At 47.2% G+C, this 22,399-nt stretch carries 23 protein-coding genes and 1 tRNA gene; 16 read left to right on the top strand and 8 right to left on the bottom strand.

From position 1 onward, the window contains the following. Nucleotides 1-301: 301 nt before the first annotated feature. A complete protein-coding gene (locus tag B5F87_RS00675; protein ID WP_087275336.1) occupies nucleotides 302-757 on the bottom strand; it encodes a hypothetical protein in 456 nt (151 codons plus the stop codon). 219 nt (nucleotides 758-976) lie between these two features. Here B5F87_RS00675 and B5F87_RS00680 point away from each other — a divergent pair, with 219 nt between their 5' ends. The 9 genes from B5F87_RS00680 (at nucleotide 977) to B5F87_RS00715 (ending at nucleotide 9,448) form a co-directional block, all read left to right on the top strand. Then, nucleotides 977-1,882, top strand: a complete 906-nt coding sequence (locus B5F87_RS00680) for an AEC family transporter (RefSeq protein ID WP_171900443.1) — start codon at nucleotides 977-979, stop codon at nucleotides 1,880-1,882. Nucleotides 1,883-2,068: 186 nt separating this feature from the next. Then, nucleotides 2,069-2,788, top strand: coding sequence for a CpsB/CapC family capsule biosynthesis tyrosine phosphatase (locus B5F87_RS00685; protein ID WP_087275338.1), 720 nt, complete (start codon nucleotides 2,069-2,071; stop codon nucleotides 2,786-2,788). Further along, complete coding sequence (locus tag B5F87_RS21565; protein WP_275532325.1) at nucleotides 2,781-2,903, top strand: hypothetical protein; 123 nt, start codon at nucleotides 2,781-2,783, stop codon at nucleotides 2,901-2,903. Before B5F87_RS00685 ends, B5F87_RS21565 begins: the two co-directional genes overlap by 8 nt. Nucleotides 2,904-2,924: 21 nt before the next feature. Next, complete coding sequence (locus tag B5F87_RS00690; RefSeq protein ID WP_087275340.1) at nucleotides 2,925-3,965, top strand: LCP family protein; 1,041 nt, start codon at nucleotides 2,925-2,927, stop codon at nucleotides 3,963-3,965. 39 nt (nucleotides 3,966-4,004) lie between these two features. Next, on the top strand, nucleotides 4,005-4,850 hold the full coding sequence (locus tag B5F87_RS00695; RefSeq protein ID WP_087275342.1) for a Wzz/FepE/Etk N-terminal domain-containing protein: 846 nt from the start codon (nucleotides 4,005-4,007) through the stop codon (nucleotides 4,848-4,850). Then, the gene (locus tag B5F87_RS00700) at nucleotides 4,847-5,569 is read left to right on the top strand and encodes a CpsD/CapB family tyrosine-protein kinase (RefSeq protein WP_087275344.1); all 723 of its coding nucleotides are present in this window, start codon (nucleotides 4,847-4,849) and stop codon (nucleotides 5,567-5,569) included. The genes B5F87_RS00695 and B5F87_RS00700 overlap by 4 nt, the downstream gene beginning before the upstream one ends. Before the next feature lie 168 nt (nucleotides 5,570-5,737). Then, nucleotides 5,738-6,343 (top strand): hypothetical protein, encoded by a 606-nt coding sequence (locus tag B5F87_RS00705; protein WP_087275346.1) that lies wholly within the window; start codon nucleotides 5,738-5,740, stop codon nucleotides 6,341-6,343. Nucleotides 6,344-6,512: 169 nt separating this feature from the next. Next, entirely contained in the window at nucleotides 6,513-7,910 is a 1,398-nt protein-coding gene (locus tag B5F87_RS00710; RefSeq protein WP_087275347.1) for a phenylacetate--CoA ligase family protein, read from the top strand. Nucleotides 7,911-7,930: 20 nt separating this feature from the next. After that, nucleotides 7,931-9,448: an oligosaccharide flippase family protein gene (locus tag B5F87_RS00715; protein ID WP_242964201.1), complete on the top strand. Its 1,518-nt coding sequence runs from the start codon at nucleotides 7,931-7,933 to the stop codon at nucleotides 9,446-9,448. A 110-nt stretch (nucleotides 9,449-9,558) separates the two neighbouring features. Here B5F87_RS00715 and B5F87_RS00720 read toward each other — a convergent pair whose 3' ends face one another. The 5 genes from B5F87_RS00720 to B5F87_RS00740 all read right to left on the bottom strand — a co-directional run bounded on the left by B5F87_RS00720 (nucleotide 9,559) and on the right by B5F87_RS00740 (nucleotide 16,873). Further along, the gene (locus B5F87_RS00720; protein ID WP_087275349.1) at nucleotides 9,559-10,740 is read right to left on the bottom strand and encodes an ATP-grasp domain-containing protein; all 1,182 of its coding nucleotides are present in this window, start codon (nucleotides 10,738-10,740) and stop codon (nucleotides 9,559-9,561) included. Beyond that, nucleotides 10,737-11,714 carry a glycosyltransferase family 2 protein gene (locus B5F87_RS00725; protein WP_087275352.1) on the bottom strand — a complete coding sequence of 326 codons (978 nt, stop codon included), beginning with the start codon at nucleotides 11,712-11,714 and terminating at the stop codon, nucleotides 10,737-10,739. The genes B5F87_RS00720 and B5F87_RS00725 overlap by 4 nt, the downstream gene beginning before the upstream one ends. Before the next feature lie 99 nt (nucleotides 11,715-11,813). After that, entirely contained in the window at nucleotides 11,814-12,944 is a 1,131-nt protein-coding gene (gene rffA, locus B5F87_RS00730) for a dTDP-4-amino-4,6-dideoxygalactose transaminase (protein WP_087275354.1), read from the bottom strand. Nucleotides 12,945-13,018: 74 nt separating this feature from the next. Next, a complete protein-coding gene (locus B5F87_RS00735; protein ID WP_087275356.1) occupies nucleotides 13,019-15,832 on the bottom strand; it encodes a YfhO family protein in 2,814 nt (937 codons plus the stop codon). 108 nt (nucleotides 15,833-15,940) lie between these two features. Then, nucleotides 15,941-16,873 (bottom strand): transglutaminase-like domain-containing protein, encoded by a 933-nt coding sequence (locus tag B5F87_RS00740; RefSeq protein ID WP_242964202.1) that lies wholly within the window; start codon nucleotides 16,871-16,873, stop codon nucleotides 15,941-15,943. 258 nt (nucleotides 16,874-17,131) lie between these two features. Here B5F87_RS00740 and B5F87_RS00745 point away from each other — a divergent pair, with 258 nt between their 5' ends. Both B5F87_RS00745 and B5F87_RS00750 read left to right on the top strand, forming a co-directional pair. Continuing rightward, complete coding sequence (locus B5F87_RS00745; protein ID WP_087275361.1) at nucleotides 17,132-17,806, top strand: histidine phosphatase family protein; 675 nt, start codon at nucleotides 17,132-17,134, stop codon at nucleotides 17,804-17,806. Between the two features lie 169 nt (nucleotides 17,807-17,975). Next, the gene (locus B5F87_RS00750) at nucleotides 17,976-18,521 is read left to right on the top strand and encodes a stage V sporulation T C-terminal domain-containing protein (RefSeq protein WP_087275364.1); all 546 of its coding nucleotides are present in this window, start codon (nucleotides 17,976-17,978) and stop codon (nucleotides 18,519-18,521) included. A gap of 121 nt (nucleotides 18,522-18,642) precedes the next feature. Here B5F87_RS00750 and B5F87_RS00755 read toward each other — a convergent pair whose 3' ends face one another. Both B5F87_RS00755 and B5F87_RS00760 read right to left on the bottom strand, forming a co-directional pair. Next, nucleotides 18,643-18,882 (bottom strand): RNA-binding S4 domain-containing protein, encoded by a 240-nt coding sequence (locus tag B5F87_RS00755; RefSeq protein ID WP_087275366.1) that lies wholly within the window; start codon nucleotides 18,880-18,882, stop codon nucleotides 18,643-18,645. Continuing rightward, nucleotides 18,882-19,157 (bottom strand): HU family DNA-binding protein, encoded by a 276-nt coding sequence (locus B5F87_RS00760; protein ID WP_087275368.1) that lies wholly within the window; start codon nucleotides 19,155-19,157, stop codon nucleotides 18,882-18,884. The genes B5F87_RS00755 and B5F87_RS00760 overlap by 1 nt, the downstream gene beginning before the upstream one ends. A gap of 272 nt (nucleotides 19,158-19,429) precedes the next feature. On the opposite strand from B5F87_RS00760, the gene yabP reads away from it, so the two are divergent. The 5 genes from yabP (at nucleotide 19,430) to B5F87_RS00785 (ending at nucleotide 22,370) form a co-directional block, all read left to right on the top strand. After that, a complete protein-coding gene (gene yabP / locus B5F87_RS00765; protein ID WP_242964203.1) occupies nucleotides 19,430-19,738 on the top strand; it encodes a sporulation protein YabP in 309 nt (102 codons plus the stop codon). A 34-nt stretch (nucleotides 19,739-19,772) separates the two neighbouring features. Beyond that, nucleotides 19,773-20,207, top strand: a complete 435-nt coding sequence (gene yabQ / locus B5F87_RS00770; RefSeq protein ID WP_087275370.1) for a spore cortex biosynthesis protein YabQ — start codon at nucleotides 19,773-19,775, stop codon at nucleotides 20,205-20,207. Nucleotides 20,208-20,283: 76 nt separating this feature from the next. Then, nucleotides 20,284-20,688: a septum formation initiator family protein gene (locus tag B5F87_RS00775; RefSeq protein ID WP_143405169.1), complete on the top strand. Its 405-nt coding sequence runs from the start codon at nucleotides 20,284-20,286 to the stop codon at nucleotides 20,686-20,688. 74 nt (nucleotides 20,689-20,762) lie between these two features. After that, nucleotides 20,763-20,836 (top strand) — tRNA-Met (locus tag B5F87_RS00780). Nucleotides 20,837-20,954: 118 nt separating this feature from the next. Beyond that, complete coding sequence (locus B5F87_RS00785) at nucleotides 20,955-22,370, top strand: SpoIIE family protein phosphatase (RefSeq protein WP_158096901.1); 1,416 nt, start codon at nucleotides 20,955-20,957, stop codon at nucleotides 22,368-22,370. The last annotated feature ends 29 nt before the right edge of the window (nucleotides 22,371-22,399 follow it).

Consider the following 22,399-nt stretch of genomic DNA (forward strand, 5'->3'; position numbering starts at 1 on the left):
GCCATGTTCCTGGTCAAAATAGGATCTGGCGGATATGTGAAGAATCTCAGCCATCCGTTCTTGTGTAAACGAATGGCGAGAACGATAAGAATGTATCTGAAGCCTGAGAAATTCGTAAAAATGTTTGTAATTATTCAAAGGAAAACCTCCTGTACTCGACATAATATACAAAAATTTTATCTTTAAAACGAATTTTATACAATGAAGTGTGCCTCAAAAAATCTATATTTATTAATATTTTTTATTTTAAAACAATAAAAGTTATAAGGATTAATGAAGGTAATCCAATACTTTTGCATATTTATGTATTATTTTTTTCATCCGGGGTGCTGCTGTGGAAAACAGAAGTTCCGCCGTCCCCGGTGGAGTGGCCGGGAGAATCCGGATTGCTCAACAAAAAGCGATCGATCACAAACAGCAGGCCGATGGTTATGATGGAGGTCAGATTCTCCATGGTGCTTGTCTCTTCGATGATCATGTGCCGTGCGACAACAAACATCAGTACTTCAAGCAGCGTTTCTTTGCCTGGTTTGCACAGGAGTTTGAAAAACTCTATGCCGATAACAATGCTGAAAACAATATCGAGAAACTCAAGGAATGCTCCGTGCTGCGCTCTGTGTTCCCAGAAGTGCAGAAATGGCTCCCATAAGGAGATGATAGCGACAATAATAGCGATAAAAACGATGGCGGACATGATTCGTTCAAGGAAAAAGGCAAGGTCCGCGATGGTTTTTTTGTTAATTTTTTTAAGATTCAACAGGCTGTCTCCTTTCCTTTTTTAACCGTTCTGGTAAAAATTATAACATAAGAAACGGGTTACAAACAATACAGAATGTGTTATGATAGTGGGGAATTTGGTTCAGAACAAATATAAAGGCGCCGCCGCCGGAAGAGCATATTCGATCTGTCCGTAGTGCCGGCAGACCTTTTCATACATGGATAGTGGCGAAAGGAGTGGAACAGGAAGAGATATATTATGGAAGAACTAATAGATTTGCAGCTGATGATTTTTTCCCTGATCGCCATCGGACTGGCCGTGAAGAAGATCGGGATGGTGGGAGCTGTAGGGCAGAAGAATCTGACGGACCTGGTCGTCAACCTGATTTTGCCCTGTAATATCATAGAATCCTTTATGGTGGACTTTTCCACAGACATTGCCGCAGATTTTGCGAATATTTTTGTGGTTTCTCTGCTGATACAGGCCGGTTGTGTGATTCTGGGACATCTGCTGTTTAAAAATACCACGGAAGGACGAAGAAAATGCCTGCGCTATGGAACAATATGCTCCAATGCGGGTTTCATGGGGAATCCGCTGGCAGAGGGAGTGTTCGGTTCCATGGGGCTGACGCTTGCGTCTGTGTATCTGATTCCTCAGCGGGTGATGATGTGGTCGGAAGGCATCACAGTTTTTACGGAGGCGCCAGGCAAAAAAGCGCTGCTGAAAAAAGTGCTGACGCATCCCTGCATTCTTGCCTGCATGATCGGACTGTTCCTGATGCTCACCGGATTACGGCCTCCGGTCTTTGCCAATGATGTGATTTCGGCTGTGGGAAATTGTAATACGGCCATATCCATGATGGTCATAGGAATGATCCTGGCCGATGCGGATCCGAGGACTCTTCTGGATAAAGATATTTTGTTTTATACAGTGCTCCGTCTGGTCATTATTCCGTTTATTGTCTGGGTGCCGTGCCGTCTTCTGCATATGGACAGTCTGGTGATGGGCGTAAGCGTACTTCTGGCGGCTATGCCGGCGGGGGCGACCACGACTATTCTGGCTGCACAGTACAACGGAGATTCAGAATTTGCTGTAAAGCTTGTCGTTTTTTCGACAGCAGCCTCGCTGATCACGACTCCGTTGTGGAGTATGGTGCTCCTGTAAAGGCGGGAAATACACAAAAAAGTGAAATAAATGACAGAATTCCTGCTTTTTATGTCATATAACTTGTATTTTGCATTAAAAAATTGTAAAATAGATTAGCGATTTTTCGAAACTGTAATATGACTGTAATAAAATTGATGACAGGATACAGATACAGGATGGAATGGAGAAAGGTAGGATGCAATTGTGTCAGTGATTGATTTTCATTCCCATATTCTTCCGGGTATTGACGACGGAAGCAAAAGTACAGAGATGACGATGACGATGTTGAGGATGGCGTCGGAACAAGGTGTGGATGTCATGCTGGCAACATCTCATTTTTATGCCTCAAGGCACAGGATAGAAGATTTTCTGGCAAGAAGACGAAGATCTTTTGAGAGATTGATGGAAGTAAAGAAAGATTTCGGACCGGAACTCAGGCTTGGCGCGGAAGTCGCTTTCTTCTCCGGCATGAGCCGGGCGGACAGACTGGAGGATCTGACCATTGAGGGAAGCCGGGTGCTTCTGCTGGAGATGCCGTTTACCGCCTGGAGACGGTCGGACATACGGGAAGTGGAAGAACTGGTCAGCAAAAGGAATTTTCAGGTGATTCTTGCTCATCTGGAGCGGTACATGGGGATGCCGGAGAATAAAAAGTGGATAGAAGAACTGCTGGAGATGCCTCTTTACGTACAGATCAATGCGGAGAGTCTTCTTGGCTGGCGGAGACGCCGGCCGCTGCTCAAGATGTTTGAGAGAGGGCAGGCGCATTTTCTGGGCAGCGACTGCCACAGAGTGGAGAGCCGGGAGCCTAATCTGGGAAAGGGCAGGGCGGTATTGGAGAAAAAGCTTGGAAAAGCATTTATAAATGCGATGGATGACAGAGGAAGCAGACTGCTTCGAATAGGAGGAAATACAGATGTCTGAGAAGATTACATATATTATATGTGCTGTTTTGTTTGTGATGCTTGTTGCATTGATGATTTGTGAGAGGATGTACCCGGAGGGCGGAGCGGCGTTCCTTCAGAGTATCATGCAGTGATGCAGGAGGAAAGCAGAAGCCATGAATGAGGATAAAAACGGAAGGACAACGATGGATAAGGGCAAAGTGCTGCGGAAACTGCTTCCGCTTTTCATTGCGGTCGTCGTGATCGCGGCAGCCGCGGGAATCGCATCCAGAACCATTGATAATCAGGAAGTGAAGACAGATGAGACGCAGCAGGCGGCAGTGGAGCCGCAGCCGCAGGAAGAGATCGTGGAGATAAACGGCGTACGATGTACTCCGAAAAAGAATATCAAAACCTATCTTTTCATGGGGCTGGATGCTCAGGGAGAAGCAGAGGCTTCGGAAGAATATGACGGTACCGGCCAGTGCGATACGCTGCAGCTTCTGGTGATAGATGAGACAAATAATACGTACACCAGACTGCCGATAAACCGGGATACCATGACAGATGTGAACTCTCTGGACGACGACGGCACCTATCTGGCAACCACATATATGCAGATTTCCCTGGCGCATGCTACGGGCGACGGCATGGAGATGAGCTGTGAAAATACGGCGGACGCGGTATCAGGACTGCTGTATGATCAGCCTATAGACGGCTATGCCTCTCTGAATATGGATTCCATAGAGGTACTTAATCATCTGGTGGGCGGAGTGACCGTCACTATTGAAGATGACTTTTCAAAAGAGGATCCGACGCTCAGAATGGGTGAGACCGTGACTCTCACCGATGAGCAGGCCATGCATTACGTCCGCGGCAGAATGAACGTGGGGGACGGTTCCAATGAGGGTCGGATGAGAAGGCAGTCACAGTACCTGTCTGCGCTGAAGTCCATGCTCATTCAGAAGTGCCAGGAGGACAGTGCATTTGCTCTGGACATCTATGACGCTCTGGAGCCGTACATGGTAACGAGCCTTTCCCGTAATGATTTTATCAATCTGGCGGCAGATCTCATCAATGCCGAGGAGCAGACAGCTCCTGAGATCAAGGGAACCAACGGCGAAGGGGAGACCGGCTTTAATGAATTTACCGTGGATGAAAACAGTCTTGCAGATGTCGTGATACAGCTGTTTTACGACAGAGCGGAAGAGGAATAGAGAATAATAATAAAGCAAAAAGAGGACAGGAGAAAAAAGATGGGACTTGCAAACAGGAAAACAACGGATACAGGAACGGAGCTTGAGGTGGTAAAAGACTCACATACTCTGACGGCGCTGCCTGTGGCCGATACAGATGATGAGATGGAGATAGATTTACTGGATCTGGCCTATGTGCTGCTGGATAAGATACATTATATTATCCTCTGCCTGCTGGTGGGGGCTGTGCTGCTGAACGCATTTTCCTTTTTCTGCATCCGGCCTACTTATCAGGCGGTGGCAAAGATGTATGTTGTGTCTGCTTCCAATGATTCGGTGGTAGATTTGACAGATTTGAATATCGGAACATCGCTGACTTCTGATTATGAACAGTTGATGCTCAGTTATCCGGTGCTCGATCAGGTTATCGATGAACTGAATCTGGATATGGAAACTGAGGAACTGGCAGAGATGATCACGCTGGAGAATCCTCAGGATACACGTATTTTGAATGTGACGGCTACCAGTACCGATCCTGTGGAAGCCATGAATATCGCCAACAAGCTGGCGGAAGTTTCCGTAGAATATCTGCCGGAAACCATGAGCACCAATCCGCCGAATATTGCGCAGCAGGCGCAGCTTCCTGATGAGAAGGCAGCTCCGAGCTATGCAAGATATACGATGATCGGCGCTCTTCTGGGAGCCCTCCTTTACTGTGCATATCTGACTGTGCGTTACCTGATGGATGACACCGTCCGCACCGCTGAGGATATGGAGAAGTACTTTGGAGTGGTGCCGCTGACTTCGATTCCGGACAGTGATATTTTCGAGGATATGGAAAAGCGGGAAGAAAAAGAAGATAATATGAGAAATAAAAAGAAATTCAGGAAGGATAAACGGGCATGAAACAGATTGATATGAATATTCGGGCTTTGCCCTATGCCGTAGAAGAGGCTATGAACCGTCTGCGTGTCAATATTAAGTTTTGTGGAAAAAATACAAAAAAAATACTGGTTATCAGCAGTGTTCCAAACGAGGGTAAAAGTACAGTGTCTGTACATCTGTGGAAAATGCTTGCGGAAGCTGGTTTCCCTACCGTATTGGTGGATTTGGATTTGCGCAAATCGGTCTTAAAGGATCGTCTGGAATTCAGGAGTGAGGGAGAGATTCAGGGCCTTGATTATTATTTGTCCGGTCTTTCCGAGTATCAGAATGTGGTTTATGAGACAAATATCAGTAACGGATACATTGTGCCGGTCTCCAATCTTCTGGAGAATCCGTCCGCGCTGCTGGAAGATCCCAGAATGGGTGAACTTCTGGACCGGCTGGCGGAAGATTACCGGTATGTGATCATTGATTCGCCGCCTCTGGACAGTGTGGCGGATGGAGCTCTGATCGCTTCTCTCTGCGACGGAGCTATCCTGGTGGTGCGCAGCGGCATGACTTCGCGCCGGCTGGTAAAACAGTCCGTTCAGCAGCTTGAGCGGGTGCGCTGCCGTCTTCTGGGCATGGTTTTGAATCGTGTGGAGACAAAGAGCAGAGCTTATCAAAAATATTATGGAAAATATGGTAACTACTACAGTGATTATTATGGCGGGCATACCTCAGAAAAAGGAGACAGCTGACAGCTGCCGGCCCGGACAGAGTTTTTGGTAATTACATGTTCTGCCGGGAATGGATAAATTGCGTTCCCGTGGCGGAAGATGCTAATTATAAATACATTTTGACAAATAATCAGTTGGCAACGTGGCTAAGCGGACTGTTTATTTGGTATAACAAGGAGGAACAAAAATATGTTTAACATGAAAAAAGCTATGGCTGTAGCTATGACTGTAGCTCTGATGGTTCCATCCACAGCATTCGCTGCAACATCTTCACCTGTTAAAACTTCCATCGCTGGACAGAAATATACTATTTCTTCTCAGTATACAGGAAAAGATGAGACTCTGAAAATTACCGTTAACGGAAAAGAGTTAGTTGAAGGAACAGACTTCGTTCTGGTTGGAAGCGAACCTACAGCACTGGGAAGCTACACCTTAAAGATTAAAGGTATCGGTTTATACGATGGTGAAGCTACAATCGCTTACACAATCGCAAAAGCTGAAAAACCAGTTTACAAACTGAACAAAAAGACAGAAAAGAAACTTGCTAAAGGCTTCAAAGCGAAAAAATTAAAGAAAAAATCCATGAAGATTAAACTGAAAGTGAAATCTGAAGGAAAAGTTAAGAGCTTTAAAGTTAAAGGCAAAAAAGCTAAAAAATGGGTTAAAGTAAGTAAAAAAGGCGTTGTTACTCTGATGAAAGGTATCAAGAAAGGTACTTACAAGATCCGTGTTAAGATTAAAGGTACAGATAACTTCGCTAAAGGTTACAGAACAATTAAGATTGTTGTGAAATAATCGATGTTATCAAACCTATCTTATAAAGACAGGCGCTCTGGCCACGCAGGGCGCCTGTTTTTTGGCCCGGGGTAATCTTGTTACTTTTTCTGCAAGGTAAAAGTCTCTGCGGCGGGAATGGGGATTCTTTCCATGTGTTTCATTGACAAATACAGTCAGGTTGTTTACAATGGGTGAAGATGTCCGGGAAACGCCCGGAAGCAGTGAAGAAGGCCGGAAACGATCCGGTTTGTGGAATAAACGAAAAGTACGCAGGAAGAGAGAGGTTATTATGTTTGAGAAGATGGAGAGAAAGCTGGTAAATGTCTTGCTTTTCTTTGATTTATTTAAGATGAAAACGAAGATTCCGAAGGATTTTACCGGGGTTATGAGAACCCAGGACAGGCGGGTGAGAAAGCTTGTGAAAAAGGCGTATAAGATTCCGTTTTATAAGGAGCGGTTTGACAAGGCGGGGGTGAAGCCGGAGGATATCCGGACGGGCGACGATTTGTCAAAGCTTCCGCTTCTTACGAAGGATGAGCTTCGGGCGTGGATGAACGAAGAGGCAAAGAATCCAAAGTATGAAAACTGGTTTCATGATACCACCAGCGGTTCCTCCGGTGTGCCGCTGATGCTGCTGGTCTCCCCGAAGGAGAAGGCGTACAATATGGCCAACTGGTTCCGGGTTATGATGACTGCCGGATATAATCCGTTTGTGGGCAAGACCATGAGCCGGAAGAGCGCTCACAGCGTCACCGGCGGCAGTGATACCTTCCTGCAGCATTTCGGAATCCTGCGGAGAGGATTTGTGGCGCAGTATGATCCGGAGCCGGAGATCGTGAAGCAGATCAACGCCTACCGTCCGGATTTCCTTTATATGAACAAGAGCGAGTTCATGCGTATCTGCCTTTATTGTAAGAAGAATCATGTGGAGCTGGCGAAGCCGAAGTTCTACTGCCCGACCGGCGAGAAGATAGATGATACTGCGAGAAAGCTCTTTGCGGAGATTCTGGGTCCTGGAATCATTGATTCTTACGGTACAGCGGAAACGGGAGCCGCCATGGTGCGTCTGTTTGACAGTACCGAGTATGTGGTTCACAACGATTCCTTTGTGGTAAACGTCTACGATGAGAAGAACCGCCCGGCAAAGGAAGGAAACATTGTGGTGACGCCTCTGTATAAGACAGACCTGCCGCTGATCAATTACGCCATCGGCGACAGAGGTACCTGCGAGATGCGGAATGGTGTCCGCTTCATCACCAGCGTGCAGGGACGGATGAACGATTTCTTCCGCTACGAGACCGGAGAAGTCACCACGTTTTTTGAGATTGCCCCGATCATCGCCCACTGCGAAGACATTTTCCAGATCCGGTTCATCCAGGAATCTTATTCTAAGATCCATATCCAGTGCGTACAGAACAAAGAGGTATCCTCCCTCAGTGAAAAGGAAGTGGAGGAGCAGCTCACGGCGAAGCTTAACGCGAAGTTCAAGCATCCGTTTGAGATTGAATACGAGTGGATGGATTCCATTCCGCCCGATGAGAACGGCAAACTGCGCATGATTGTGTGCAAGGTAAAGGATGCCTGACATATTGGAGGGAAACAAGAATGTCTGAACAAAACGGAAGAAAATCAGGGGGGCAGGAGATTCCTGCCTCCATGATTGAGCAGGGAAATAAAAGAAAGCAGAATAAGAGTGCGTCCTTAAATAAAATGGCCTTCACGTCAGGCTTCTTTTTTATTCTGGCACAGCTGCTGGCCAGGGGATTTAACTTTATCGTGACGCCGATTTACTCCAGACTGCTCTCGGAAGCGCAGTACGGTATTGTGACCACCTACGAATCCTGGCTTCTTATCGCCTATACGATCATGTCCCTGTGTCTCTGGAGAAGTGTGGATGTGGCAAAACATGATTTTCCGGATGATTACAACGGCTACGTGTCCAGCGTGCATACCCTGTCCTACATCTCCATTGCCATTTTCTTCGGAATCTGCATGATTTTTAAAGAACAGGTGATGGCTTTCTGTGACATGGACGATCTGATGTTTTACATGATGTTTCTGTATGTGTTCACTTACACCAGCATGCTTTATATTCAGAGAAGAGACAAGCAGGTCATGCGGTATAAGTTCAGCACGGCGGCGACGGTACTGACCATCATACCCGGAACGATCCTTTCTATCGTGCTTATTTATCATGGACGGGTGCAGGGACTTCTGGATCAGCTGGTACACCGGCGGATCATCGGATATTATTTGCCGCAGATCATCGGCGGAGCGCTCATCGCCCTTATCCTGTGGTGGCAGGGAAAGAAGTTTGTTAATTTAAAATACTGGAAATACGGCTTGAAATTCAGTTTGCCGCTGATTCCGGAGGCTCTGTCGGTACAGATCATGAACCAGTCGGACCGAATACTCATCGGAAAGATTGTGGGGGCCACCGCCGCCGGCATTTTTTCCATCGGCATGACCATCTCTTACGTGGTGTGGATTCTGGAAGATTCTGTCTGGAATGCCTGGATTCCGTGGCTCTATGAGAAGATTGCCAGAGAAGAGGCGGATGAAGTGGAGAAACCGTGGACCATCGTCATGCACATGTTCGGCCTTCTGTCCTGGCTTCTTGTGGTGCTGGCTCCGGAAGAGATCTTTATTCTTGGAGGCGAACGGTATCGGGCTGCCATATGGCTGGTAGCTCCTCTTGTGACCGGAACCCTGTTCCGCTTCTACAGCTACAGTTACTCTGCTGTGCAGAATTATTATAAAAGAACCCAGTATGTGGCCATGGGGACCATCGGTTCCATGATATTTAATCTGATCATCAGCTATGTCGGCATCACCCTTTTTGGATATATGGCTGCTGCCTATATGATGGCGATCAGTTATTTTGTACTTCTTCTGATGCAGGGAATCCTGGAACATAAGATCACCGGGATGGTCATCGTGCCGCTCGGCAAGACCGTTAAGATTGCACTCATCTATCTGGCCGTCAATCTGGCCACCATGGGACTTTATAATGTGCCGTGGTTCGTCCGCTACGCAGTGATCGCGGCGGTTGCTTTGGCAGCTCTTAAAGTTTTCTATCCACAGATGAAGGCCGTGCTGAAGATGATCAGGAAGAAAAAATAAAAAACAAGAATATATAATTGTTATATATCATAAAAAGCCTTCTGTCGGTTGAGTTCGACAGAAGGCTTTTTGCTGTTGTGATCATACCACATTTATTTCGATTTAACTATTTATTCCACTTCAATCTTAATATTATCCATGGCTTTGAAGAGCAGCTCCTGGGCTGCCTCAAGGGTTTCGCCCTTGGTGATGATATGTCCGATACGGTCCGGTCCCACGTGGAACTTGTGAACCTTGTCCCCCGGCTCATAATCAAACTGCACATCGCAGATGTTGTCGTTCGGTCCGTTGAGGTTCTCGATGGACTTGATGACGCCGTCCTTCGGACTCATGAGCAGGTGACTGGCGTTTGGAGTACGTGGCTTTTTGAAAGAGAAGTCCGGGTCCTCGTCCAGGGCGGTCCGCAGAATTTTTTCATAATAATCAAAGCCGTAATAGATGGAGACCAGCTCGGCAAGACAGGTGGCGCCGCAGCGGCCGCCGATCTCAAGTACGTAGGTTTTGCCGTTTTTCAGGATAAAGTCCGCGTTGATGGCGCAGTTGTCAAGTCCCATGGCCTTCACAGCCCTTCTGAGCTGCATCTTGGCGTCCTCGATGACTTCCTCGCTGAGATTATACGGCGCATAATGTCCGATCGGAACGCCAGTGTCTCCCTGATAAACGTAATCTCCGTGAGGAAGAATAAAGGACACGTTGCCGTCGTAGGCGAATGCCTGAGCGCCGAACTCCTCTCCCTCGATAAATTCTTCCACCAGGAAGTAATCCTTGCGGGTATTCTCCCGGACGTACTGTATGGCGGAATCAAATTCCTCGAAGGAGTCCACGCGGATGATGCCGCGGCTTCCGGAAGAATCCACAGATTTGAAGATCAGCGGGAATTCCAGCTCCTGGACCGTCTTTTTGATGTCGGTATCATCGAAGGATACCTGGCGGAAGCGGGCGGTGCGGACGCCGTACTCCTCATATCTGCTCTTCATCAGCATTTTGTCCACGGCGACCTTGGAAGCCTCATAGGAAAGGCCGTTCAGTCCCATGGCGTCACAAACCCTGCCGACAGTTTTCATGCAGACGTCAGTGCCAGCTGTGACAATACCCTTGATACGCTCTTTTTTGGCGATGGCAAGGATTTTGTCTTCGTCTACAGTGTTTTCATAATACACCTTGTCAGCGAGGGCGAATCCGGGGTAATTACCGGGTATGCTGACCACAATGGTGTATAATCCCATTTTCTTTGCAGTTTCAATCAGGGGAACCTGGTAGATGCCGGCCCCCAATATCATTATTTTAGTCACGATTTTTCCTCCTGTAAAGGTTGATTGTTTGTATTATTTTCAGTGTCTGAATGTTCATATACTTTTTTGACAACAAACTGCGGCTGCCGGTTCATGCCCAGGAACATCCGTCCCAGATATTCCCCGATCAATCCCATGAACAGCATGATGATTCCTGAGAAAAAGCAGATGGCGCACATCATGGAAGGCCAGCCGATGGCCATGGACGGGTTCAAAAGCTTGCGGATGACGACGATGACAGCTCCGAGGATGCTGAGCATCGAGAAAAAATATCCGCAGTAGGTAGCCATCCGCAGAGGGATGACCGAGTAGCCCATGATGTTGGACCAAAGCTGGATCAGCTTTTTAAATGTATAGCCCGACTCGCCGACCTCCCGGTCAAAATGTTTGATCGGAATACAGCTGATGTTCCGGGTGGTCCGCAGGAACAGTCCCTGCAGATGGGTGTACGGGCTCTTGTACTGAACGACATAGTCCCTCACAAAGCGCCGGATGACCCAGTAGCTGGAAGTCCTCATATCCTTCGGTTTGCCGATGAGGATCCGGACGGTGATGTAATTCACGAAGCTTCCGAAGTTCCGGAAGATGGAATGTTTTTTCTCCGGATAATAGCCGTAAACGATATCGTAGCCTTTATCAATCTCCGCCAGCAGATATTTCAGCTGGGACGGGTGAGTCTGCATGTCGTCGTCCATGGCGATCAGAAGATCGCCGGAAGCGTAATTCAGACCTGCCATAACGGCGTTGTGCTGGCCGGCATTTTTGGCCAGGGAGATGACCTTCACGAAAGAATAATCCCGGGCCAGGGCTCTGAGCTCGTCAAGAGTAGCTCCTCCGTCCGGGGAATAATCATCCACAAGAACAAATTCGTATTCGGAGATATTGAGATTATTCAGTTCCTCCGCGGTCATCTCCACGACTTTACGAATCGTTCGTGAGGATTTATAACAAGGTATAATAATGGAATGTAGCATATTTTCTCTCCTGCTGCCGTTTCTGATTTGAGCAAAGAGCGTTTGCGCCGGTCTGTGGCGAAAACGCTCCTGCGGGGCAATCATACCCAAAAGAATACGCTATTTTGTGTAGAATTCTTCAATCTTGCGGCAGACTGTCAATACTTTCTCTCTCTCAAGACCATAGTAAAGAGGAAGACGCAGCAGGCGCTCGCTCTCTCTGGTCGTGTATCTGTCTTCTCCGTGGAACCGCCCATATTTCTTTCCGGCAGGCGCATCATGAAGAGGAATGTAATGGAAGACCGTTGATATATCATTTTCCTTCAGAAAACGGATAAGGGAAGAACGCTCCTCCAGATCTTTTGCCTTGATGTAGAACATGTGGGCGTTGTGCGTACAGCCTTCCGGTATAAACGGAAGTTCAATGCAGCCGGCCTCCTTCAGCGGAGCCAGGGTCTCGTTGTACAGATTCCAGGTGGCCATACGGTCTGCGTAGATATCGTCTGCAATCTCCAGCTGCGCCCACAGATAGGCGGCGTTCAGATCGCTCGGCAGGTAAGAAGAACCAGCTTCCACCCAAGTATATTTATCAATCTGTCCACGGAAAAATTTACTCCGGTTGGTGCCTTTCTCACGGATGATTTCGGCCATCTCCACATTGCCAGGATCTTTAATGAGAAGACTGCCGCCTTCTCCCATACTGTAATTCTTTGTTTCGTGAAAACTGAAACAGCCGTAATCGCCAATACTGCCGAGAGCCTGTCCCTTGTAATCGGACATGATGCCCTGAGCGGCGTCCTCGATAACGAGGAGATGATGGCGATTGGCAATGTCCATGATGGTATCCATCTCGCAGGCAACGCCGGCATAGTGAACCGGAACGATGGCCTTTGTCTTTTCGGTGATGGCGTCTTCTATTTTAGTTTCGTCGATGTTCATGGTGTCCGGGCGGATATCCACAAAAACGGCGGTTGCGCCGCGGAGAACAAAAGCATCGGCAGTGGAAACAAAAGTATAGGAAGGCATGATCACCTCGTCGCCCGGCTGTATATCAGCCAGAAGCGCAGCCATCTCCGTGGCATGGGTGCAGGAGGTGGTGAGGAGTGCCTTTGCCGTACCGGTATGTTCTTCTATCCAGCGGCTGCAGAGAGCGGTAAATGCGCCGTCTCCGCTGATCTTGTGATTTTTGATTGCCTGTGCCATGTACTCGGAAGCCTTATCGGCGCAGGGCGGAATATTAAAATTAATCATATGCAATCCTTCTTTTCTTTATCATTGATAACTGAGGGTATTATAGCAAATTTCAAAGGGAATGTACATAATAATCACTGTTCCATATGGTTAAGTGCGCGACGTTTTTTTTGCAGCTGGATGATTACCGCGGACAGGAACAGAAGCGTGCATACGGCGGAGATGATACCGCCTGCCGTAGTTCCCGGCGAGGTATATTCCAGAGTGACAGTGTGAGTTCCGGGCGTGATCTTTATTCCCGAGTAAAGGGTATTTACATTATATATTTCAGTTTCTCTGCCATCAACATAAGCTTTCCAACCGATATGGTACGGAACAGAAAATGTCATGATCTGTTCCTGGTCAGCTGTTACAGTTCCGCTTATGGTATTTGCGGATAAAGAAACATCTTTCAGTCCTTTGTCATTCAGAGCGGCAATATCCTCCTCGTAAGAATCCATGGAAACATAATAAATCTCTATGGCGTCAAAACTATAGTTTCCTTTTCTCGTGAAACTGAGCTCTCCTTCAATCGTTTCTTCAGAATCGTAATAGCCCAGATTGATCAGATAGTCATTGACACCCAGACTGTAAGTATCTTTGTCGCTTCGGACGATGGCCCTCTTGGCAAGACCGTCGGTGTATACATTGACGTCAATCCGCTTGGCACGGTCAGTGGTGAGATTCTTAAACCGAAGATAAACTTCGCACCCCGCCTTTGAGGTGGTTTGAAAATGGAGTTTCGGGGAAACATCAATCTCCGTTTCTTTTCCGTCAACCACAATGGTCTTGAACTTCCCTTTCTTTTTTACATGGTAGGTATTGTTTCCTCCGGAAATCCCCTTATCCATGCCGGTGATTGCGATATCGCCTTCAGAGATTTCTGATCCGTCCCAGCTGCTGTCTGAAAGGGATGAGAAGTCATCCATATCTTCATCGGAGAGAACGGCGCTCTTCATCTGAACCTGCTGTTTTTCCAGAGCTGACAGATTTTCATATTCAGAGCGGCTGATCACGCTGCTGTAGCCGTAGCCGATGGAGAGAGGATACTGATTAACATAAATATCGTAGTCCTCGGTCTGGTCGGAAAGTTCCTTATCAAGAACAAACCCGTAAGGAACAGATCGGGTCGTGCCTTCTGTGGTGATAAAATATTTCACACAGGCAAGCGCTTCCTGGCTGGTTCTGCCATCCAGAGAAAGCGTCCGATTTATGGCGCTGATTCCAACGCTTTCGGACTCCGTGAAATAGCGGATAGTGTTGGAACCGATGGTGCTGCTGTACAGCGAGATGCCGTTGTAATCAAGCGCTACGGCGGTGTTATTGTAATTGTTGTACATCATATCCGTATCGGTGCGGTAAAAACTGTCGTCGGAAATATTTGTGAGATACTGATAACGGCAGGAGGTAAAATAATGGTTGGCCGTATGGCGGTTTTGGAACTGATCGACCAGGTTGCCAAAAGAAGCCGAGTTAGTATAATAACCGTTTAACGCTACGGATACGGCCAGAATCAGAATCATGCCGGCTTTCTGTGCCGTCAGCGGTATTTTTTTCGGGCTGATCTGCAGAATTCCCAGAAGTACTGCGGCGCCGGCAAGCAGAAGAAAAGCAAACCGGTAGGCCTCGTTATCCGCTTCCAATACAAGCCAGCAGATGCCATAAAGGATGATAAAGCCGACAAAAAGTAAATACTGTTTTCTGGTCATCTGCCGCAAATGATCAAATTCTGCCATGAAAACGATGGCCAGCACGAAGACGAACCCAAAGCTCCAGCGGTTGTTGATGGCGCTGAAACCGGAGAAAATAAATCCGAAAGCAGGAATCATCAAAAATAAAATGCCCAGAAGAACACTTATTTTTAAAGAAAGCTTCTGTCTTATTTTCCGGGTAAAGAGCAGCAGCAGCACCGGGATAACTAATACGCTCACGGAAATTGTCGTGAGATAACCGGCGTCCCGGACCGGTGCGGCCAGAGACAAGAACAGCCGGACAATACGAGTCGCCCCGTAAGAAATATAGCTTCCCACGGCCGATGCGGCGTTCTCTCCGCTGTCTGTTCTGGCGGATAAAAAGAAGCTTGCGATGGACGACGCAAAAAAGACGGCGGACATGCCGCATCCCAACAGGTAACTGACGATGATGCGCCACAGAACCTGGAAAAAATTACGAATTCTGTGGGTATCATAGACAGCGCCGATTCGTATCAGGACGTAAATGCCCATCAAAAGTGTATTAATAAAAAGAAAATAGTAGCTCGCCATCAGGGAAATGGCTACCATCAATGTATAAAAGAGCAGTTTCCTTTTCTGCATGATCTGTTCCAGTCCGATGCAGAGGAGAGGAAGGAAGACGATGCCCATATAAAACTGCGGATGCCGCTGTATCTGATAAAAGGTATAAGAACTAAAGGTGTAGATGACAGCGCCGGCCAGTATATTGTAACGCTTCTGTTTCATATAAAATCCGTAGCAGGAGAAAGAAAGACCAACCAGAAATATTTTGAAGATGGTCAGTAAACTGTAAAGCTGCCAGGAATATTCATCGTTAAACAGAAGAGAGGCAAGCAGGTTTATCGGATCTGTTTTTACGAAACCTCTCACATCCCCGCCCATGCCAATGGAAAAATCATACATGGGCAGAGTAAAATTCCCGTGGAAAAACTGCACAATTGCGTCGCGGATATATTTGCCGGTGTACTTAAGCCATAATAAGTATTGCGGCATACCGTCTACTTTCCATATGAGGCAATATTCTTCCTCCAGGAATGGAAGCAGTACAATGAATGCAATAAAAATAAAAACGAGAGTATAAATACAAAAATATTCAAATATTTTTTGCTTTTGTGATTTTACACGGCCTGCGACAGGCGGTTTTTGGCTTTTTAGATGCATCGTAGGAAACCTCATTTCTTAAAATGTTTTTTAGTTTTTGCATGCGTAAAAATAAAATAATTCAGCCTTCATTTTAGTCTAAACAATATTTTTTTGCAATAATAAAAAGGAACGGCAGTAAATCTACCGCTGAAACATGACAGTGTACTGCTCCTGGGACGGATCGTAGGAATCGCCGCCGGTGGAAGCCATAGTTGGATCCATCATGCTCCAGTTTTTACCGTCAAATTGAATCAGATTATCCACCCAGCCGACAGATTTCAGATAAACGCTGATCCAGGCATGATAAATGTCGCCCGCGTAACCGATGTTGAGTTTGCAGGGAATCCCCTGTGTGCGGAGCATGGTGCACATGAGCGCGGAATAATCAAAACAGATTCCTTTTCTTGTATCAAGAGTCTCGTCCACGTCCGGATAGTAAGGGGAAGTAATGGAGGCGGCCTTCTCATAGTCATATTCTGTGTTGTCAACCACATAATTATAGACTGCGGCTGTCACATCCAGATCGGTATCGCAGCCCTGCGCCAATTCGTTTCCTTTTTCGACGGCGCGGGTTTCCGCGGTAAAGTATACAAACTGATTAGAATATAAAAACGGAAGAAATTCATTCTGTAGCGTTACTTCAATAACGTCGGACATGATATTGCTGTACATATCTCCGTCCATCTGTTCGTAAATATCAATAATATAAGAGCCGTCTCCGGAAGACAGAGGCATGGCAGTGTACGTATCTTTTTCGCTGATAAAATAGAGATACGTAACGCCGTCCGGTCCTGTGAGCTGAATATTTACCTGAGCGGCAGTTCCGTGATAGGATGCCATGATGTAGCCATTGGATGTGTTGGAGATATCAACGGTGACAGTTTCGTTTCCGATGGTTTCCGTGCCGTCCGCTGTGGGAATCCGCACGGCGGGCGTGAGAACTGCCGTGTCATCTGCCGCTTTCGTGCTGCCGGCTGAAGAGCCCGAACTGCATCCTGCCGCAAAAATACTACATACGATCAATAAACATATAAGGAATATAGAGAATCTGCCTCCGGGCAGACGTGCTGCCAAAACGGGGACAGAAATATCCCGATGTGAAAATTTGTGACAAAACATGACATAACCCCTTTTTATAATGGCTTTCAGGTGTTATTGTAAGGGAAAGAAGAGAAATTTGCAAGCTGTGATAGAAGGAATGCGCCCTGTTCCGGGAAGGATAAAAATGTTGACTTTGCAGAAAACTATATTATAAAATTAACATGGTAAAATTTAAACACGATGAAAAAATTTGCAGAATATATCCGCAAAGTAAAAAGGAGATAAAATTAGATGCTGCTTTATATCATACGTCATGGAGAAACAGACTGGAACAATATCGGACGGCTGCAGGGAAGCGCGGACATCCCTCTCAATGAAAACGGGAGACAGCTTGCCCGTATCACCGGAGAAGCGCTGAGAGAGGTGCCTTTTGATCTGGTGATCACCAGCCCGCTGCAGCGGGCGCGGGAGACCGGGGAATTGGTAACGGCGCCTTCCGGTAAATATTTCGGCCGGACGATCCCGGTGCTGGAGGATGACAGACTCAGGGAAATTGACTGGGGAAGCTGGGAAGGTCTTGGCTGCAGAGCTGAAAACTTTGCCATTCCGGACGAGAATTTCAATTTGTTTTATACGGACGCCCTTAAATATGAAGGTTCTCCGGACGGCGACAGTGTGGCGGAAGTTTGTGAACGGACGGGAGGGTTTCTGCGGGAGCTCATACATAAGCCGGATTATCAGGATAAGACGATACTTATCTCTACTCACGGATGTGCCATGCGCGCTATGTTGAATCCGTTATATGCTGATCCGCTGGATTTCTGGCAGGGGCATGTTCCTTATAATTGCACGGTAAATGTAGTAAAGGCAGAAAATGGAAAAGCGCGTCTTGTATCCGCGGATAAAATATATTACGACGCGTCATTGTGCGTTGATAATTATAAGGCGGTTAAGCCGCAGGAATGACACGCTGCCTGCCGCGCAAAATCTTTTAGTATAAAATACCTGCATCGGCTCATACTATTTTTGGTGAAAGCTATAAAAATCAGAACCAGAACTGCCTGAGCCTGTCGGCCGGAAAGCAGCCCGGGCCGGCGGACCGGGAAGAATAGACTACGATGGAGGTATATGAATTATGAAAGCGACGGGGATTGTACGCAGAATTGATGATTTAGGCAGAATTGTAATCCCGAAGGAGATAAGAAAGACTCTCAAGGTGAAGGAAGGAATGCCGCTGGAGATCTATACGGATCAGGAGGGAGGCATTATCCTGAAAAAGTATCTCCCTTTTTCCGAATTTTCCTCTCTTGCTGAAGAATACGCGGAGTGTATGGTGCAGCAGACCGGCGCCCGGGCTATTATTACAGACAGGGAGAAAGTTATTGCTGCGGCCGGAGGTGCGGGAAGGGGTTTGAAAGGACAGGCCATCAGCGAACGTCTGGAAAGGATACTTGATGACAGGGACGAACAGCTTCCGGCTTCGGAGAGAAAACGGTTTATTCCGGTAACGGAAGGAATGGAAGCAGGCGGGGATCAGATATTTTCCGTCATCCGCAGCGGCGGAGAGATTCTGGGAGCAGTATTTCTGCAGGCGAAGGAACCGGGGCGGAAGCTGGGGGAACTGGAAAGAAAGGTGGCGGCCATTGCCGCAGAGTTCCTGGGCCGTCAGGTCAATGTGTAAAGAGATGCGGACCATAAAAAGAAGGAAAGTATAGAAAGTTAAAAACAAAAGAGACTATAAAAACAAAAGGACAGCCCGCTGTACAGAAATTCCGGTACGGCGGCCTGTCCTTTTAGTAACTTTATAAATATCGAAATAATTCTTTGGCTTCCTCTTTCTTCGCGGTATCCTTCACGTCCAGAATTTCGGCCTTAACGCTCTTGTTGCCGAATTGGATCTCCAGGATATCTCCGCTTTTTACGTTGAGGCTGGCCTTGGCAGCTTTGCCGTTGACCAGTACCCGCCCCGCGTCGCATGCTTCGTTCGCGACGGTGCGTCGTTTGATCAGGCGGGAAACCTTCAGAAACTTATCAAGTCTCATTAGTTGTTCACTTTCTCCTTTAATGCCTTCATAGCTTTGAATTTCGGAGATTTGGAAGCAGGGATTGTGATGGTTTCTTTGGTTCTTGGGTTGATACCCTCGCGCTCTGCACGTTCTGCAACTTCAAATGTGCCGAATCCGGCGAGCTGTACTTTTTCACCCTTGCTGAGCTCATCTCCAACAACATCAATAAATGCTTTTAATGCGTTATCCGCGTCCTTTTTTGTCAATTCTGTTCTCTCGGCGATTGCTGCGACTAATTCTGTTTTATTCATAATGATTCCTCCTGATATTCACACCCGAAACTGACACTTTGGATAATAAAAAAAGTGTAGAATTCAGGCGGTATTTTTGTTGTAAAATCCGCATAGAGTCTACTTACTTCCATAGTTATAACGGTTTCCGCTTTATTTGTCAAGAACATATATTTAAAACTTTCTGACGGTATGTTTAAACTTTGCGGCGCCATGCATGACATGGCGCCGGGCCGCATAAAAATGGAAGAAAAGGAAATTGATGCGGCGCGTCAGACAGGAGAATTTTTTAAATGCAGTTTCAGGAAAATGGAGGATACATGGAAGAGCGTATCATGAAAAACCATAAAATATCATTGTTTAACCGGAACAGCGGAATCATCAGCGGAGTGCGGGAAGTCATCTCTTTTGATCCCAATGAAATTATTCTGGATACCGAGCAGGGAATGCTGATGGTTCACGGCGAAGATCTGCATGTGACTAAACTCACCGTAGAAAAAGGGGAGGTGGAGATTGAAGGTATCGTGGATAGTTTTATTTATTCCGACAGCGGCCCGGCAAAGGGAGAAAAAGGAGGTATCATGAGACGGCTGTTCCGTTGAAAACCGCGCGGTTCAATGCGGAGGGAGGTGTCGTATGGCGGAAATTATCGTTCAGCAGTCGTCGCTTTTTTTGATCAGCATGCTTTATGGCGTCATACTTGGAGTGTGGTATGATTTTTTTCGCGCCGTCCGCAAAAAGGTATCTCACCGGAACCGGACGGTGCACATGGAGGATGTGGTATTTTGTCTCAGCGCGGCGGCGGGGCTTTTTCTTCTGTTTCAGATATATAATCAGGGACGTATCCGGTTCTATGTACTTTTGGGCTTGTTCGCGGGAGCTGTTGCATATTTTTTTGTGCTGAGTGCGCCGGTGGAAAAAATAATGGAGCTGATAGTGGGCGCGGCGGCTTTTTTACTGGGAAAGGCTGCTGGTATTTTGTTTCTCCCTGTAAAAATAATTGTGAATTCTATTTCAAAGAGATTGAAAAAATTGGTCAGAACCGTTAGAATAGTGAGGAGCAGGAAGTAAGGGAAAGCATTTTTGCCGTCCGTCAGCTCGTGCTGTCTTGAGGAGGGTAAAATGCAGCTTGGAGACAGGTGGGCAGATGAAAAAGAAAAGAAAAAATAGCAAACAGTTTAATGAGAGATTCCGAAAACGCTTTTTTACAAAAAAATCTGTAACAGTACTCATTTTCGCTGTTATCATTCTGGTTGCCGCCGCATTTGGTTATCAGAATCTGAACAGGAGGGCTGCCCGGTATGAAGAAACTATAGAAGAACTGAGCACAGAGATCCGGGAGATCGAGGAGACAAATAAGACGCTGGAGGAAGAACGGACCAATATGGACTCCCCGGAGTTTAAGGAGAAGATGGCCAGAGAACGTCTGGGTATGATCGACAGGGATGAATATTCTTTGCAGCAGTCAGAAAATGGCGATGCAGGGGAGACTACCGGTGCGGCAGAAGAGGAGACGGAAGACGCCGGATCCGCCGGCAGCGCGGAAGAATAAAAAAATAATAAAAAATAAGTAAAATATAGTTGACACAGATTTCTTTCTGTGGTATTATATCGCTCGTTGAGTGCGGCGGGATAGCTCAGTTGGCTAGAGCACACGGTTCATACCCGTGGTGTCGCTGGTTCAAATCCAGTTCCCGCTACTTCTTTTCAGGAGGCCCGAAAGGGCCTTTTTTCTTTTTCTGTAAATTCCCTGACACATTTTGACAAACGAATCCGCTGCCTCTCTATATAATAGCATAGAAGATGTGGGGGTGGATTATGAAAGAAAAGATGAGAGAGCTTTCCCTGGAAGGCGAGGTATATCATCGGCTTCAGATGTTTGAGGATTCTCTGAGGGAGCTGCTGCGTCTGTCGGAATGCCCGGAGGAGCGGCAGGAGATGGTATCCCGGAAAGGGACAGAATTTATATATACGGCTTTGACAGAAGATGTCTGCAGGAGATGCCCGAAATACAGGGAATGTTTTGGCGGAAAAAGGGAGAAAACGCTGGCTGAGATTTCCTCTATTCTTGGGAAGGCGGCCCGGGAAAGCCGGGTGGACGGCAGAATGGCTTCCAATGAATTCCGGAAGCAGTGCGTCTATTTCCAGCCTTTTATGGAAGAAATGGCGTGGCTGTTCCGGATGCTCTATCAGAACCGGTGCTGGGAGCGGAGGATGAGCAGCCTTCGGCAGATAATGCATAAACAGATGATCTCTCAATACATGCTGATGCAGGAATGCCGGAGACTGTTGTCTGCCGGAACAACGCTGAAAGGGGAGAAAAAAAGAAAACTGAGCCTTGCTCTGTTGCGCAGAGGGTTCCGTTTCCTGGAGGGACAGGAGATGACCGATGAAAGCGGGCTTCTAAATGTGACGCTGAGTCTGCGGCCCATCGCCGGTTCCCGGAAAATAACGGGAGTGCTTCAGGCGCTCTCTTCAGTATATGGAAAGGAATTTTGTAATATCGGAACAGGATCCTGGGTGCGTTCCGGCAGAAACAGGCTTTCACTGGTGGAAGAAGGAAGTTTTCAGGTTGTGTTTGGAATCTGCCGCCGCAGTAAAAAGGGAGAGACGGTCTGCGGAGATACGTTTTCTTTTGCCAACTATAACAGAAAACGGGCGGTAATGCTGCTTTCCGACGGGATGGGGGTGGGAGAACCCGCCTATAATGACAGCCGGAAACTCATAGAGACGTTTGAGGCTATGCTGGAAGCGGGAATCCATGAAGAGTATGCACTGGAAATCCTTCACAACATTTTGCTGACAAAAGAAAAGGCGGAATATGCGACTCTGGATGCGGCGGTGGTTTCGCTGCAGACAGGGACTTTAAAGACATTAAAAGCAGGAGGAACGGCAACTTTTGTCCGGCACAAAAAAACCGTGGAACGCATCACTGCATCCAGTCTGCCGCCGGGATGCCTCACAGAACAGAGGTTTGAAATTTGCCGTCGAAAGCTGTATGATGGGGATATGGTAATTATGCTCTCTGACGGGATGCTGGATTTTGAGACTATATCTGACGATGTACCCCGTATGGAAACAATATTACAGAATATCAAAACGACCAACGCCCAGCGGTTTGCCGATGAATTGATGCGGGCGGCGCCGGTTCCGGAAGACGGTCATGACGACGACCGTACGGTGCTGGTGGCGGCTGTGTGGGAAACTGTACGGCAAAAGAGCAGGAATCTGTGAGAAAGACGTCCGGCCCGAAGCCGGCTTGC

This window comes from Eubacterium sp. An3, from assembly GCF_002159465.1.
GTDB lineage: Bacteria > Bacillota > Clostridia > Lachnospirales > Lachnospiraceae > Anaerobutyricum > Anaerobutyricum stercoris.

Excerpts from the sequence above, each read along its gene's own strand:
- B5F87_RS00710 (WP_087275347.1), top strand. The coding sequence starts at position 6,513 with ATGGGTGAAGATGTCCGGGAAACGCCCGGAAGCAGTGAAGAAGGCCGG.
- B5F87_RS00715 (WP_242964201.1), top strand. The coding sequence starts at position 7,931 with ATGTCTGAACAAAACGGAAGAAAATCAGGGGGGCAGGAGATTCCTGCC.
- B5F87_RS00755 (WP_087275366.1), bottom strand. The coding sequence starts at position 18,882 with ATGAGACTTGATAAGTTTCTGAAGGTTTCCCGCCTGATCAAACGACGC.
- B5F87_RS00705 (WP_087275346.1), top strand. The coding sequence starts at position 5,738 with ATGTTTAACATGAAAAAAGCTATGGCTGTAGCTATGACTGTAGCTCTG.
- B5F87_RS00680 (WP_171900443.1), top strand. The coding sequence starts at position 977 with ATGGAAGAACTAATAGATTTGCAGCTGATGATTTTTTCCCTGATCGCC.
- yabP (WP_242964203.1), top strand. The coding sequence starts at position 19,430 with ATGCAGTTTCAGGAAAATGGAGGATACATGGAAGAGCGTATCATGAAA.
- B5F87_RS00775 (WP_143405169.1), top strand. The coding sequence starts at position 20,284 with ATGAAAAAGAAAAGAAAAAATAGCAAACAGTTTAATGAGAGATTCCGA.
- B5F87_RS00690 (WP_087275340.1), top strand. The coding sequence starts at position 2,925 with ATGAATGAGGATAAAAACGGAAGGACAACGATGGATAAGGGCAAAGTG.
- B5F87_RS00725 (WP_087275352.1), bottom strand. The coding sequence starts at position 11,714 with ATGCTACATTCCATTATTATACCTTGTTATAAATCCTCACGAACGATT.
- B5F87_RS00695 (WP_087275342.1), top strand. The coding sequence starts at position 4,005 with ATGGGACTTGCAAACAGGAAAACAACGGATACAGGAACGGAGCTTGAG.
- yabQ (WP_087275370.1), top strand. The coding sequence starts at position 19,773 with ATGGCGGAAATTATCGTTCAGCAGTCGTCGCTTTTTTTGATCAGCATG.
- B5F87_RS21565 (WP_275532325.1), top strand. The coding sequence starts at position 2,781 with ATGTCTGAGAAGATTACATATATTATATGTGCTGTTTTGTTTGTGATG.
- rffA (WP_087275354.1), bottom strand. The coding sequence starts at position 12,944 with ATGATTAATTTTAATATTCCGCCCTGCGCCGATAAGGCTTCCGAGTAC.
- B5F87_RS00750 (WP_087275364.1), top strand. The coding sequence starts at position 17,976 with ATGAAAGCGACGGGGATTGTACGCAGAATTGATGATTTAGGCAGAATT.
- B5F87_RS00785 (WP_158096901.1), top strand. The coding sequence starts at position 20,955 with ATGAAAGAAAAGATGAGAGAGCTTTCCCTGGAAGGCGAGGTATATCAT.
- B5F87_RS00745 (WP_087275361.1), top strand. The coding sequence starts at position 17,132 with ATGCTGCTTTATATCATACGTCATGGAGAAACAGACTGGAACAATATC.
- B5F87_RS00735 (WP_087275356.1), bottom strand. The coding sequence starts at position 15,832 with ATGAGGTTTCCTACGATGCATCTAAAAAGCCAAAAACCGCCTGTCGCA.
- B5F87_RS00700 (WP_087275344.1), top strand. The coding sequence starts at position 4,847 with ATGAAACAGATTGATATGAATATTCGGGCTTTGCCCTATGCCGTAGAA.
- B5F87_RS00760 (WP_087275368.1), bottom strand. The coding sequence starts at position 19,157 with ATGAATAAAACAGAATTAGTCGCAGCAATCGCCGAGAGAACAGAATTG.